Raw genomic sequence first — 13,339 nt, 5'->3', positions numbered from 1 at the left:
CCCGCTACCACCACGCCGAGATGTGATCCACCACGCGCTGCGTCGCCCCGGTGTGGGCCGCAGTGAATTGTTCCGCCGCCGTGCGCATGGCGGTCTGCTTTGCCTGATCGGCCAGCACCGCTAGCGCAGTCCTGATAGCGTCTGCTGCGTCCGTTACCCGCAGTGCTGCCCCGGCCTCGACCGCATCATCGGATGCCTGCGCAAAATTGAAGGTGTGCGGGCCCACGATCACCGGCACGCCGCAGGCGGCAGCTTCGATCAGATTCTGTCCGCCCAGCGGCGCGAAGCTGCCAGCCACGATGGCCACGTCTGCAGCGGCGTAAAACCGGGGCATCTCACCCAGGGTGTCGCCCAGGATCACTTGAACGTCGTCGGGTACTGCTTCTCCTGCCTGCATCGCCGAGCGGCGCAGCACACGCATGCCCGCCGCCGTCAGCATCGCGGCCACATTGTCGAAACGTTGCGGATGACGCGGAATCAGCAAGACCAGCGGTCCGCCTGCCGGTAGCTGCCGTTTCAAGGCGGCAATGAAGCCTTCGTCCTCACCTTCACGTGTGCTGGCAATGGCCAGCACCTGCCGGTTCAGTGCCTGCCGCCATGCCCGGCCTTCCGCAATCTGATCGACCGGCAGCGCGATGTCGAACTTCAGGTTGCCCACCACCTGCGGATCGCGTGCACCCACATCGCGCAGCCGCTGTGCGTCCTGGGCGGTTTGCGCCAGCACGGCATCAAGTGCCCCGAAGGCTTCCTTGGCCAGCGTGCCCAGTCGCGCCGCACGACGCGCCGACCGCGCCGACAGACGTGCGCTGACCAGGGCAAGGCGAACATTGTGGCTGGCTGCTTCGGCCACCACATTGGGCCAGACTTCGGTTTCGATCAGCAGGCCGCAGCGCGGGGCGAAGTAGCCATAGAAGCGACGTATTGCCCCGGGCATGTCATAGGGCAGCCAAGCCTGATGCAACTGGCCGCTGTCGATCTCGGTCTTGAACAGGCGTCCGCCTTCGGCGCGACCGGTGGCGGTGGTGTGGGTCAGCAGCACGGGCAGACCACGATCGAGGACGGCGCGAATCAAAGGCTGGGCCGCCCGGGTTTCGCCCAGGCTGACTGCATGAATCCACACCGGACGCACCAGCGGCGCGGGCTGATCGCCATATAGCGCAAACCGCTCTTTCGGATACGCGCCGTAGCTGGGCTCCTGGCGCGCGCGTCGACGCATGCGCAACCACAACAAGGGGGCGCTCAGGCGCATCAACAGGGAATACAGCAGTCGGCTCATCGTGGCTGCAAGGCCTGTTCGACCGCGTGCTGCACGGTAGCCAGCGGCGGCGGGTTGCCCGGTCCGCCCAGACTGGCGGTGTAACCCGCTCCGTTCACCGGGGCCAGTGTCGGTTCGTAATCACAGTAGATGCCGATGGTGGGGCGGCCCAGCGCACCCGCCAAGTGGGTCAACCCGCTGTCCAGCCCGATCACCAGGCGCGAGCCCGCCAATACCTGCGCGGCTTCGCGCAAGCCCATGCGCGGCAGGGCTTCAGCGCCGGGCACACCTGCAGCCAGGCGCTTGGCCCGTGCAATCTCCTCATCGCTGCCTGCGAACAGGCGCGCAGCAATTCCGTGTTCGGCCAATTGGTGCAGCACGGCATGCCAGCGGTCTTCCGGCCACAGCTTGGTGGCGCGGCTGGCCGACGGCATGATCGCGGCATAACCCGTGGGCAAGGCAATCGACACGTCGCGGGCAAGTGCGGCCGCATCCAGGCCGAAGTCGGCGGGGCGATCCAGCGTATAGCCCAGCGCGTACGCAGCCAGCGTGCGGTTGCGCAGCACGGCCGGCTGGTGCCAGGCGATGCGGTGACGACGGGTGTAGAACAATGACGCTGCGGCTTCCCGTCCCGACCCCGGGCCGTAACCGTGTACCGGTCCGCGGGCGCGCAGCGCCAGCAGGGCCGATTTGATCAGGCCTTGCAGGTCGATCACCATCTGGTATTTATGCGTTCGCAGCTTGGCCGCAAATGCCTGCCGTTCTGCCCGGACCTGCGGCGACCACCACGCCTTGCGCCAGCGTCGCAAGGCAACCGGAATCACGTCGCTGACATGCGTGCTCAGGGCAGGCAGGGCAGTGAAGCTCTCTTCGGCGATCCAATCGATCGCCACGCCAGGGAAGTGCCGCGCGATATCGGGCAGCACCGGCAGGGCATGGACGATATCGCCCATCGAGGAAGTCTTGACGATCAGGATGCGGGAGGCAGACATCGGCAGCGGCAATCACCGCAAAGAGCATGAAAGCCGGGATTCTACCTGTTGGGATTGGGGCAGGTGGGTGCGAGAGGCGCCCGGCCTGCCTGGCTGAACGGTTTGCGCTGATGCGCAAGCTGGTCTTGCGGACCGCGCCAGCACGGTCAGATGCTGCCGTTCAGGGCACCAGCAGGCGGTTGATGCCTTCCACGTCCGCTTCGCTCAGCACGCCAATGGCTGACTTCAGTTGCAAGCTGTTCTGCAGTGTGTCGTAGCGCGCGCGGGCCAGATCGCGCTGCGTCGAGAACAACTGCTGCTGTGCGTTCAGCACATCGATATTGATGCGCACGCCCACTTCGTAGCCGGTCTTGTTGGCGTCGAGCGCACTGCGGCTCGATACTTCGGCAGCTTTCAATGCCTGAATCTGCGCCAATCCGGACGTCACGCCCAAGTAGGCCTGGCGCGTCAGCTGCGACACATTGCGTCGCGTGCTTTCCAGATCGAACAGGGCTTTCTCGCGCAGTGCCACGCTCTCAGAAATGCGCGACGAAGTGGCGTATCCCGAGAACACCGGCACCAGCACCTGCACGCCAATGGTCCGTGTGGTGGTGCCACGCGGCAGGGTAACGCCGCTTTGCGTCTGCGCATTGCCTTGCACGTTGCGGCCCAGCGAAGCCGTCAGTGCCACGGTAGGCAAATGGCCTGCCTTGGCGATTTCGACCGAACGCGCGGCCACTTCGGTATTGAGCTGCGACTGAATCACGTTCAGGTTCTGCGTGACTGCCTGGCTGATCCAGTCGTCTACCCGCGCTGGCTGCGGGGCGGGCACTTCGACGTTGCTTCGCAACGTTGCCAACTGGCCGGGTGAGGTACCGATCACCTGCTGCAAGGCGGACCGGGCCAGATCGAGTGCGCTTTCCGCTTGCAGCTCGGTGGCAATCACCAGGTCATAACGGGCCTGGGCTTCATGCGTGTCGGTGATGGTGGCAGTGCCGATCTCGAAATTGCGCTGGGCCGATGCCAGCTGTTCCGAAATGGCGGACTTCTGTGCCGCGATGAAGACCAGGTCGTCCTGCGCGGCCAGCACATTGAAGTATGCCTGGCTGACACGCAGCGCCAAGTCCTGCCGTGCCTGGATCAACTGCGCATCGCTGATCGCCACCAGGAGCTTGGACTGCTCGTAGCCCTGCCAGATCGACCAATTGAACAACGGTTGGGTCAGTTGCAGACCCAGATCGGTGCTGTTGTTGGTGACGCTGAACGGACCAGAGTCGCTCTCGGCGTGCGTGCGGCCAAGGCTGGCTCCTACATTGGGCAGCAGGAAGGCGCGCGCCTGGGGCAGACGTTCCTGCCCTGCGAGGTTGGCGTAACGGGCGGCTGCAAAGGTCGAATCGTTGGCCAGTGCCTCGCGATAGCTCTGGATCAGATCCAGCGCGGATGCAGGTTGGCAAAAGGCAAGGGGCGCAACGATCGCGATGAACTGCAGGACCCGCGACGACAGGCGCATGCCAATTTCCGTTAGAACTTGAACTTCGACACGCTGGTACCACGCAAGGGCTTCACCACGGTTTCGAACAGCGAAATCGAGTCGAAGCTGGCAGCGGTGGTGCGGGTGATCAGCCAGGCCGTCATGACCGGTGCCTGACCGACGATGACCAGCATGCGGCCACCCACGCGCAATTGATACTTCAGGCCGTCGGGTACTTCCGGGACCGAACCGCTGACCAGAATGGCTTCGTATTCGGTGGTGCCCCAGCCGCTGCGTCCGTCGCCAGTTTCGACGCGGACATTGGTGATGCCTTGGCGCTGCAGGTTTTCCTGAGCAAAGGCAGCCAGACGCGAATCGATTTCAACGGTGGTGACCTGGTTGGCCTGGCTGGCCATCAGGGCCGCCTGGTAGCCGGAACCGGCACCGATTTCCAGCACCGAGTCGGTCGACTTCAATGCCAGTTCTTGCAGCAGACGGGCTTCCAGTTTGGGAGCCAGCATGGTTTCGCCGGTGTCGACGCCGCCAACGCGCAGCGGAATTTCCATGTCGACGAAGCTCATCGCGCGCAGGGTGGGCGGCACGAAGTTTTCACGACGAACCTGGGACAACAGGTCCAGGACACGCGTATCGAGCACGTCCCAGGGGCGGATCTGCTGTTCCACCATATTAAAACGGGCTTGTTCGAGTGCTTCGTCGCGGGGGGCGTCGAGATCGTTCAGGGTCGTGGCGTTCATGGCTCGCTGCGGCTGGATGGACAACCGCAGCATTTTAGGCGTTCGCGCGAGCTTGCGCTATGACGGTGTGGTGGCAAGGCCGCGTGTCAGCGTCGTAATCAGCGCCTGGAGCTGACGTTCGGCTGACGCCGGACGCTCCGCAACCCCCGCAAACGTGTGCTCCCAGAGGGCCATCATCATTACCGGGCTGCAAATCACATGCACCGTGGCGGGCACGTCCGGACAGGAAAATTCCTGGTGATCGATGCCTCGTTGCAACGCCCGGCTGAAAATTGCCTGCCCCGGAGTGATCACTTCGTCCAGATAAAAGCGCGCAATGCCCGGAAAATTGCCTGCTTCCGAGGTCACGAGCTTCATGATTCCCGAGCTGCGCAGGTTGCCGATGCGTTCCCACCAGCCTTCGATCAGGAAGGCCAGCAGGGCGGCGCTGCTGCCGGTCCATTGGTCCACGATCTGGCTGGCCTCGACGATCATCGGCACGATGCTGTCGCGCACTACGGCCTTGAACAGGTCTTCCTTGTTGGCGAAATACAGGTACAGCGTGCTCTTGGCCACGCCCGCGCTGCGTGCCACATCTTCCAGCCGGGTGCCGGCATAACCTCGCGCAACGAAGGCATCGAGCGCCGCGTCCAGCACTTCGCGGCTGCGAAAGGCCTTTCGGCGACGCCAGCGTGGCGAGTCCGGCCCGGCGTCCTCAGACGCCGTGTCACCGTCTGGAAGGTCCATCACCATGACATCACCCGCGACCTACCACCAGCCGTGGAAGTGATGCACCGGCCCGTGGCCGCTGCCGACATCGAGCCGGTCTGCGTGGCGCAGGGCTTCGGTCAGATAGGCCTTTGCCCGTTTGGCCGCGATCGGGGTGTCGATGCCCTGGGCCAACAAGGCGGCCAGCGCGGCGCTCAGTGTGCAGCCAGTGCCGTGGGTATTGCGTGTTTCCACGCGCGGAGCCGACATCTCGATCATCTGATCGCCGTCGTGCAGCAGGTCGATGGCCATATCGCCGTGCAGGTGGCCGCCTTTCAGCAGCACCCAGCGCTGACCGCTGTGGCCCAGCTTTTCGCGCAGCCGTTCGGCAGCGCGGCGCATTTCGCGCAGGTTGTCGGGGGCTGCCTGGTCCAGCAAGGCGGCGGCTTCCGGCAAATTGGGCGTCAGCACCGTCACCAGCGGGAACAGGCCTTCGCGCAGTGCGCCAACCGCATCGCGCTCCAGCAGTGCATGGCCGCCCTTGGCAATCATCACCGGGTCCAGCACCACCCGGCTCGGTGCCCAATGCTGCAGACGCTCAGCCACCATTTCAATGACCGGGCGCTGCCCGACCATACCGATCTTCACTGCATCGATGCGAACATCGGCAAACAAGGTGTCGATCTGCTCGCCCACGAACGCCGGGGCAACCGGCAAGATGCCGCTCACACCCTGGGTGCTTTGCGCAGTCAACGCGGCGATCACGCCGCAGGCGTAAGCACCCATGGCGCTCATGGCTTTGACGTCGGCCAGCACACCTGCGCCGCCCGAGGGATCGATGCCCGCAATGCTCAAGGCATTGGCAATCGTGCCTTTGCGTGCATTTTTGTCAGCACCGTCTTTGCTCGCACCATTTGCGCCGCGCGGGTCGGCAGAAACCGGGGGGAAAGCCATGCTTATGCTGCCTTCCCGACCGTTGCCTTGCTGTCTGCGGCCTTCCCGATCATGCCTTCGGTCGGCGAGCTGGGGGCAGCGCTGTACAGCTTCTTCGGCACGCGGCCAGCCAGGTAGGCATCACGGCCGGCTTCAACACCTTTTTTCATCGCCCGCGCCATGCGCACCGGGTCTTGTGCACCGGCAATTGCGGTGTTCATCAACACGCCGTCACAACCCAGTTCCATGGCAATGGCGGCGTCCGACGCGGTGCCGACACCTGCATCGACCAGCACCGGCACCTTCGACTGATCGATGATCAGGCGCAGGTTCCACGGATTCAGAATGCCCATGCCCGAGCCGATCAAGGACGCCAGCGGCATGATCGCCACGCAGCCAATGTCTTCCAGCATGCGGCTCTGGATCGGATCGTCGGTGCAATACACCATCACCTTGAAGCCGTCCTTCACCAGGGTTTCAGCGGCTTTCAGGGTTTCGGGCATGTTGGGGAACAGCGTGTGCGGGTCGCCCAGCACTTCCAGCTTCACCAGGTCGTGGCCGTCCAGCAGTTCACGCGCCAGGCGCAGCGTGCGCACGGCATCGTCGGCGCTGTAGCAGCCGGCGGTGTTGGGCAGCAGCGTGAAACGGTCGGCCGGCAGGTAGTCCAGCAGATTCGGTTCGCCCGGGTTCTGGCCCAGGTTGGTGCGGCGGATGGCCACCGTGACGATCTGCGCGCCACTGGCGTCCAGCGCCTCGCGGGTCTGCGCAAAATCGCGGTACTTGCCGGTGCCCACCAGCAAACGAGATTGATATTCGACGCCAGCGATGGTCAGCGTGTCCTGCGTCAGTGCGTCTTGCATGGAAATCTCCGTTGCGGGCGCGCCGCCACCGGGCGGCGCGCCGTCAAGCCTGTCTGTCAGCCCCGATCATGTCCGGGTGCATCGAGTGCAGGCTTTATTGGGTTCAGCAAAGCGGTATCAAGCCCTGTGATACAGCTCTGCGCCCTTTTTCACGAACTCGATGGCCTTTTCCTGCATGCCGCGCGACAGGGCGTCTTTTTCGTCGACGCCTTGCTGCGCTGCGTAATCACGCACGTCTTGCGTGATCTTCATGCTGCAGAAATGCGGGCCGCACATCGAGCAGAAGTGCGCCGCCTTCATCGAGTCCTTGGGCAGGGTCTCGTCGTGGAACTCGCGTGCCGTGTCCGGATCTAGGCCAATGTTGAACTGGTCTTCCCAACGGAACTCGAAACGCGCCTTCGATAACGCATTGTCGCGCACTTGGGCACCGGGGTGGCCTTTGGCCAAGTCCGCCGCGTGCGCAGCGATCTTGTAGGTGATGATGCCGTCCTTCACATCCTTCTTGTTCGGCAGGCCCAGATGCTCTTTCGGGGTCACGTAGCAAAGCATGGCGGTGCCGTACCAGCCGATCATCGCCGCGCCGATGCCGGACGTGATGTGGTCGTAACCCGGTGCGATGTCGGTGGTCAGCGGTCCCAGCGTGTAGAAGGGCGCTTCCTTGCAGTGTTCCAGCTGCAAGTCCATGTTCTCCTTGATCAAGTGCATGGGCACGTGGCCCGGGCCCTCGACCATCACCTGCACATCGTGCTTCCAGGCCACCTGGGTCAGCTCACCCAGCGTCTTCAGTTCTGCAAACTGTGCTTCATCATTGGCATCGTAGATCGAGCCCGGGCGCAGGCCGTCGCCCAGCGAGAAGGACACGTCGTAGGCCTTCATGATCTCGCAGATGTCTTCGAAGTGTTCGTAGATGAAGCTCTCGCGGTGATGCGACAGACACCACTTGGCCATGATCGAACCGCCGCGCGACACGATGCCGGTCATGCGCTTGGCCGTCATCGGGATGAAGGGCAGACGCACGCCGGCGTGAATGGTGAAGTAATCCACGCCTTGTTCGGCTTGTTCGATCAGCGTGTCGCGGAAGATCTCCCAGGTCAAGTCTTCCGCCTTGCCATTCACCTTTTCCAGCGCTTGGTACAGCGGCACGGTACCGATTGGCACGGGCGAATTGCGCAGAATCCATTCGCGGGTTTCGTGGATGTGCTTGCCGGTGGACAAGTCCATCACGTTGTCGGCACCCCAGCGGATTGCCCAGGTCATCTTCTCGACTTCTTCACCGATCGACGAGGTCACGGCCGAGTTGCCGATGTTGGCGTTGATCTTCACCAGGAAGTTGCGCCCGATGGCCATCGGTTCGCTTTCGGGGTGGTTGATGTTGTTCGGAATGATGGCGCGACCACGCGCGATTTCTTCCCGCACGAATTCCGGGGTGATGGCTCCGGGCAACGCGGCACCAAAGGATTCGCCGCGATGCTGACGCATCAGCAGTTCAGCCATTTTCTGGCCGGTGGCACCGCTGTCGCGCAAGGACTGCACGTACTGCTCACGGCGCAGGTTTTCGCGGATCGCGACGAATTCCATTTCCGGCGTGATGATGCCTTGGCGCGCGTAGTGCATCTGCGTCACGTTCTTGCCGGCGCGCGCACGACGCGGCGTGCGTTGCAGGTTGAAGCGCAGTTCGGCCAGTTTGGGGTCTTCGAGCCGCTCGCGGCCGAAGGCACTGGTCGGGCCATCCAGGAATTCGGTGTCACCGCGCTCGTCCAGCCAGGCTGCGCGCAGCGGGGCCAGGCCCGAACGAATGTCGATGCGGGCATCCGGGTCGGTGTACGGGCCGCTGGTGTCGTAGACGGTAATGGGCGGGTTCTTCTCGCCGCTGAACATGGTCGGCGTGTCGTCCTGCGAAATCTCCCGGAACGGCACGCGAATATCAGGACGTGAACCGGTCTGGTAGACCTTGCGGGATTGCGGCAGCGGTTGGACGGCGGCTTCGTCGACCAGTGCAGTAGAAGCGAGAAACTTGGGATTGGCGTTCATGGAAGCTCCAGGACATTAAAAGGTGTCGGAGCCGAACTCGGAAGAGACTTCCCGGCCAGGGGAGGGGAAAACAGAAGGGAAGAACAGCACAGACGACGCACGGCCGCAGGCCGGCCGTGGATGCTGAGATGCCGGATGCGACCGGACCTCGCCCATCAAAGGCGGCCGGGAAACGCTCCCTGCATCGGCATTATCCGTACAGGTTCGAAGGGACTTTCTCACCCCGCGCAAGCCCGGAATTTCCAGACCTGTGCAAAGGACCCCTGCGTTTTTGCGCGCCCAGTATATCGGCTGCGTGGCCAATGCCGAAGCGCATTGGCGACTCGTGGTGTTTATCGGACGATGGGACTCGAATTCGGGGTTAATGGACGGCTGTATTTCAGCAGGTTGATCAAGATTTTGTGCAGTGCAGCGCAAGGGTGAATCACGCTCATCGATGATTGAATTTATGTACGTATTCAGCGTGCGGGGCGGTCAGTACGATGATGGGCGACGGTGCTGGTTCAGTGGCAGATGGCAGACAGGCACGCGTTCACAGATCAAAGATTCGGTTGTTCCAAAAATGGGAGCTTGGCAATGGCGGTAGGGCACGAAGCAGGGCATGAAACACGGCACGACGAGACGAACCCACAACGCAATCCGGCCAGCTCGAAACTCCCGACCGTCGGCCTGATCGGCTTGGGTGCCATGGGCATCGAAGTCGCCTTGAACATCTTGCGCAAAGGCTTCCCGGTGGTGGGCTTTGACGTGCGTGATTCCGCCTATACGCGTTTCGAAGCCGAAGGTGGTCAACGTGCGGCGTCACCCGCTGAAGTCGGCATCCAGGCATCGGTGGTGATTCTGTTCGTGGTCAACGCAGCGCAGGCGGAAAGCGTGCTGGCGGGCGACAAGGGTGTGTTGGCTGCCATGAGTGGCAAAGGCGTGGTGGCGTTGTGCTGTACTGCATTGCCCGAAGATGCCAAGCGCCTTGGCGCGATGGCCGCCGAGCATGGCGTGACCCTGCTCGACAGCCCCGTATCGGGCGGCACGGCCGGGGCGGCGGCAGGCACGCTGACCATCATGGCTGCCGGCCCGAAAGATGCGTTCGAAAGCACCCGTCCGGTTTTTGAAGCCTTCGGTGCCAACCTCTATCACCTGGGTACCGAATGGGGGCTGGGATCGACCATGAAGATGGTCAATCAACTGCTGGTGGGGGTGCACATTGCGGCAGCGTGTGAAGCCGTTGCCTTTGGTGCGCGCGCGGGCATCGATCCGAATCTGCTGTATGAAATCGTCAGCCGCAGTGCGGGCAGTTCCTGGGCGTTCAAAGACCGGGTGCCACGCATTCTGGCGGCCGACTACGCGCCGCCAAGTTCAGCGGTGAACATCTTCGTGAAAGACCTTGGCATCGTGCTGGATACCGCGCGTGGCATGACTTTTCCGCTGCCGCTGGCGGGCAGTGCGTATCAACAGTTTGTGGCGGCCAGCGCGGCGGGGTGGGGTAACGAAGATGATTCGTCGGTGGTGCGTCTGTTTCAGCGGATTGCCGATATTCCGCTGCCGAAGAAAGCGTAGACGATTGTCGTGGACACGTTCCGTATCGCCCGCAAGCTTTCCGGTTCCTGATCCAGATATCTACCCCTAGCGCGCCTTCAACATGGCGCGCGCTTCTTCCTGCATGCACGCTTCGAACAAGGCGGCGAACTCGCGATTCAACAGGCTGCGAGGCTGGTGCTGAGGATGCAGCGCGTAGGTCGGAAACGAGATCGCCGGCAAAAAGCGCCTGACGACAATGTCGCTGTACCGATAGCTGTGCGCAACAATCGGGTTCACCACGCTGACCCCCATGCCCAACCCGACCATCTTGCATATCGCTGCTGCATAGTGCGACTCGCAGGCAAGAATGCGTGCGTCCTCGCGGTCCTTGGTGAAGGGGGCATCAATGCGTTGACGCGTGCCATCGCCGTAGGCATGAGACAGAAAGGGTTCCCCATCCAAGTCATCCGGCTTCAGCGCTCCACGACCCTTCGCCAGCCTGTGCGTAGATGGCACGATGCACACTCCCGTCATCTCCCCCAGCAACTCCACATCGATGCCCTGACTGTCATGCACATAGGACGCGATGCCGATGTCGCTGTAGCCGGTCGCCGTCCACTGGCCTACCGACACCGAGTCGCTGACGTGCAGGGACACCACCACGTCGGGGAACAGCTTTGAAAAGCGCTGAATGGTGGTGGGGGCAAGCGTCAGTGCCATCGACGGCACCGAGCCGATGCGCAGGCGTCCGACACCACGCTTGAGAATGGATGCTGCCGAGTTCTCCAGGCTGCGCAGCCCGATGAACGACCGCTCGACGTCTCGAAAGAAAGCCTGTCCTTCCGGGGTCGGCACCAGCCGGCCGGCAGCCCGTTCGAACAGCCGCATGCCGATCTGTTTTTCCAGCTGTCCGATCACCCGGCTGATATTGGGTTGCGAGGTATGCAGTTCACGCGCAGCCTGCGTCATCGATCTCGACAACATGACCGCCCGGAAGGTTTCGACCTGTTTGAAGTTGATCATGCCGGGGGTATATCAAAAACTGATGAAGGGTCATCGTATCCGAATTTGCCATATGGGCTAGGGCACCGTAAGTTGTACCCATGGCACGAAGCACCTGCACAGACGGGGCAGTGTCCTGGCTGTGCGGGCGCATCACGCGTCTGGCGGCGACCCTTCAGATAACGGAGACAATCCATGCGTGTTCGTTGTGCTCGCGTTCGTCATGTCTTTACCGGCCGCCTGATGGCTGCTGCCATCTCGTTTGCTGCCTCAATGGCTGCCTCCATTCCTGCCGTCGCAGCCGTCACACTGCCGGCCGTGCCCGAGGCCATCAAGGCCAAGGGAGTCTTGAACGTCGGTGTGCGCTGTGACCAGCCGCCCTACGGTTATCAGGATGAGAAAGGGGCTTACGCCGGTGTCGAAACCGACATGGCGCGTCAGATCGCCAAGTGGGCGTTCGGCGACGAAAGCAAGATCAGCATGACCTGCGTGACCGCCGAGAACCGCATTCCGCAACTGACCGCCGGTCGGGTCGACCTGCTGATCGCCACGCTGGGTGCCACGCCCGAGCGGGCGCGTGTCATCGATTTCACCAAGGCCTATCGCTGGGGTGCCAGCGGCGTGCTGGTCAAGGCCGACAGCCCCTACAAGAAAGTGGCCGATCTCGACGGCCAGACGGTGGTGACGCCCAAGGGCTCGGTGCAAGCCAAATGGTTCGAAGACAACATGCCCAAGGTCACCACCTTGCGCCTGAACGGCACGGCCGATTCGCTCCAGGCATTCAAGCAAGGTCGTGCTGCCGCCTATGCGCATGACGGAGCCACCCTGGTGGTGGTGGCCGATCAGGACAAGTCCTTGCGGGTGCTGGACGACGTGTTCCTGGTGTCTGATGCCGCCATTGGCGTTCGCAAGAACGAAGAAGCCTGGCGCGACTACCTGAGTGCATCTGTGGCCAAGATGCATGACGAAAAGCTGTTCCGCGGCTGGCTGGCGAAATGGGTGCCTGAAGGCATTCGCCCCTACTACGTCAACGCGTTCGAAAGCCCGCGTCCCGACGGCAAGTAAGCCTGCACCATCGACGGCACGTACTCGCCCGGCGCGTCTTCCACGCGCCCCGGGCGGGGTCTGACGCACCCGCCGCCAGGCGCAGGCGGGCGTCCTTACCTCGAACGGCGCATCGCGCAAGTGTGGGTCAATGAGCTTCGATCCCAATTACCTGTACGCCCAATGGCCGGCCTTGTTGAATGGCCTGGGCATGACCGTGCTGGTCTCTGTCATCGCCTTGATCGCCTCGGTTGTGATCGGCATCATCGGTGCCGCCTGTCGGGTGCTGCGCATCCCGGTGCTGTCCCAACTGGTGGTGGGTTATGTGGAACTCATCCGCAACACGCCCATCCTGGTTCAGTTGTTCTTCATTTTCTACGGGCTGCCGTCCATCGGCGTGCAGTTCTCGCTGTTCTGGTCCGGTGTCGTGTGTCTGTCGGTGTGGGCCGGTGCCTACCAGGTTGAGAACATTCGCGGTGGCCTGTCCACGGTGGAACATGGCATGCGCGAAGCGGCGATTTCACTGCGCCTGAGCACCCGTCAATACCTGCGGCTGGTGGCCTTGCCGATTGCGTTTCGCAGCAGCCTGCCGGCGCTGGTGAATACCTCGGTGTCGATGCTGAAGAACTCTTCGTATCTGCAGGCAATCGGGCTGGCGGAATTGACCTACGTTGCCGTCGATCGCATCGCCACGGACTTCCGCGCGCTGGAAATGTTTGCCGCCATCGGCGTGATCTACGTCAGTCTGGTAGTGCTGCTCAGCCTGGCCGCGCAACGTCTTGAACACCGCTTGCATCGCCCCTTCAGGACCTGAT

Annotated in this window: 12 protein-coding genes; 3 read left to right on the top strand and 9 right to left on the bottom strand. The window is 62.7% G+C overall.

Annotation, left to right across the window (positions count from 1 at the left end):
* Positions 1-4: 4 nt before the first annotated feature.
* The 8 genes from FXN63_RS22960 to thiC all read right to left on the bottom strand — a co-directional run bounded on the left by FXN63_RS22960 (position 5) and on the right by thiC (position 8,963).
* A complete protein-coding gene (locus FXN63_RS22960; RefSeq protein WP_148817845.1) occupies positions 5-1,276 on the bottom strand; it encodes a 3-deoxy-D-manno-octulosonic acid transferase in 1,272 nt (423 codons plus the stop codon).
* On the bottom strand, positions 1,273-2,247 hold the full coding sequence (gene waaC / locus FXN63_RS22955; protein WP_148817844.1) for a lipopolysaccharide heptosyltransferase I: 975 nt from the start codon (positions 2,245-2,247) through the stop codon (positions 1,273-1,275). The genes FXN63_RS22960 and waaC overlap by 4 nt, the downstream gene beginning before the upstream one ends.
* A gap of 160 nt (positions 2,248-2,407) precedes the next feature.
* Complete coding sequence (locus FXN63_RS22950) at positions 2,408-3,736, bottom strand: TolC family outer membrane protein (RefSeq protein WP_148817843.1); 1,329 nt, start codon at positions 3,734-3,736, stop codon at positions 2,408-2,410.
* 11 nt (positions 3,737-3,747) lie between these two features.
* On the bottom strand, positions 3,748-4,452 hold the full coding sequence (locus FXN63_RS22945) for a protein-L-isoaspartate O-methyltransferase family protein (protein WP_148817842.1): 705 nt from the start codon (positions 4,450-4,452) through the stop codon (positions 3,748-3,750).
* A gap of 57 nt (positions 4,453-4,509) precedes the next feature.
* A complete protein-coding gene (locus tag FXN63_RS22940; RefSeq protein WP_187394996.1) occupies positions 4,510-5,178 on the bottom strand; it encodes a TetR/AcrR family transcriptional regulator in 669 nt (222 codons plus the stop codon).
* Positions 5,179-5,199: 21 nt separating this feature from the next.
* Positions 5,200-6,093: a bifunctional hydroxymethylpyrimidine kinase/phosphomethylpyrimidine kinase gene (gene thiD, locus FXN63_RS22935; protein WP_148817840.1), complete on the bottom strand. Its 894-nt coding sequence runs from the start codon at positions 6,091-6,093 to the stop codon at positions 5,200-5,202.
* A 2-nt stretch (positions 6,094-6,095) separates the two neighbouring features.
* Entirely contained in the window at positions 6,096-6,932 is an 837-nt protein-coding gene (locus FXN63_RS22930) for a thiazole synthase (RefSeq protein ID WP_148817839.1), read from the bottom strand.
* 117 nt (positions 6,933-7,049) lie between these two features.
* Positions 7,050-8,963, bottom strand: coding sequence for a phosphomethylpyrimidine synthase ThiC (gene thiC / locus FXN63_RS22925; protein ID WP_148817838.1), 1,914 nt, complete (start codon positions 8,961-8,963; stop codon positions 7,050-7,052).
* A 576-nt stretch (positions 8,964-9,539) separates the two neighbouring features.
* On the opposite strand from thiC, the gene ltnD reads away from it, so the two are divergent.
* Positions 9,540-10,517, top strand: a complete 978-nt coding sequence (gene ltnD, locus FXN63_RS22920) for an L-threonate dehydrogenase (protein WP_148817837.1) — start codon at positions 9,540-9,542, stop codon at positions 10,515-10,517.
* 66 nt (positions 10,518-10,583) lie between these two features.
* Here ltnD and FXN63_RS22915 read toward each other — a convergent pair whose 3' ends face one another.
* Positions 10,584-11,501 carry a LysR substrate-binding domain-containing protein gene (locus FXN63_RS22915; protein WP_148817836.1) on the bottom strand — a complete coding sequence of 306 codons (918 nt, stop codon included), beginning with the start codon at positions 11,499-11,501 and terminating at the stop codon, positions 10,584-10,586.
* Between the two features lie 174 nt (positions 11,502-11,675).
* Between FXN63_RS22915 and FXN63_RS22910 the strand changes: the two genes are divergently transcribed.
* Both FXN63_RS22910 and FXN63_RS22905 read left to right on the top strand, forming a co-directional pair.
* A complete protein-coding gene (locus FXN63_RS22910) occupies positions 11,676-12,545 on the top strand; it encodes a transporter substrate-binding domain-containing protein (protein WP_246164949.1) in 870 nt (289 codons plus the stop codon).
* A gap of 130 nt (positions 12,546-12,675) precedes the next feature.
* A complete protein-coding gene (locus FXN63_RS22905; RefSeq protein ID WP_148817835.1) occupies positions 12,676-13,338 on the top strand; it encodes an amino acid ABC transporter permease in 663 nt (220 codons plus the stop codon).
* The last annotated feature ends 1 nt before the right edge of the window (position 13,339 follow it).

Source organism: Pigmentiphaga aceris (assembly GCF_008119665.1).
Classification (GTDB): Bacteria; Pseudomonadota; Gammaproteobacteria; order Burkholderiales; family Burkholderiaceae_B; genus Pigmentiphaga; species Pigmentiphaga aceris.
Note: the sequence above shows the minus strand (reverse complement) of the source record. Positions and strands in the feature narration are given on the sequence as shown.

Bases quoted from the DNA above. Each gene is read 5' to 3' on its own strand.
- waaC (WP_148817844.1), bottom strand. From the start codon at position 2,247: ATGTCTGCCTCCCGCATCCTGATCGTCAAGACTTCCTCGATGGGCGAT.
- FXN63_RS22950 (WP_148817843.1), bottom strand. From the start codon at position 3,736: ATGCGCCTGTCGTCGCGGGTCCTGCAGTTCATCGCGATCGTTGCGCCC.
- FXN63_RS22945 (WP_148817842.1), bottom strand. From the start codon at position 4,452: ATGAACGCCACGACCCTGAACGATCTCGACGCCCCCCGCGACGAAGCA.
- FXN63_RS22905 (WP_148817835.1), top strand. From the start codon at position 12,676: ATGAGCTTCGATCCCAATTACCTGTACGCCCAATGGCCGGCCTTGTTG.
- FXN63_RS22960 (WP_148817845.1), bottom strand. From the start codon at position 1,276: ATGAGCCGACTGCTGTATTCCCTGTTGATGCGCCTGAGCGCCCCCTTG.
- FXN63_RS22915 (WP_148817836.1), bottom strand. From the start codon at position 11,501: ATGATCAACTTCAAACAGGTCGAAACCTTCCGGGCGGTCATGTTGTCG.
- FXN63_RS22910 (WP_246164949.1), top strand. From the start codon at position 11,676: ATGCGTGTTCGTTGTGCTCGCGTTCGTCATGTCTTTACCGGCCGCCTG.
- FXN63_RS22930 (WP_148817839.1), bottom strand. From the start codon at position 6,932: ATGCAAGACGCACTGACGCAGGACACGCTGACCATCGCTGGCGTCGAA.
- thiC (WP_148817838.1), bottom strand. From the start codon at position 8,963: ATGAACGCCAATCCCAAGTTTCTCGCTTCTACTGCACTGGTCGACGAA.
- FXN63_RS22940 (WP_187394996.1), bottom strand. From the start codon at position 5,178: ATGGACCTTCCAGACGGTGACACGGCGTCTGAGGACGCCGGGCCGGAC.
- ltnD (WP_148817837.1), top strand. From the start codon at position 9,540: ATGGCGGTAGGGCACGAAGCAGGGCATGAAACACGGCACGACGAGACG.
- thiD (WP_148817840.1), bottom strand. From the start codon at position 6,093: ATGGCTTTCCCCCCGGTTTCTGCCGACCCGCGCGGCGCAAATGGTGCG.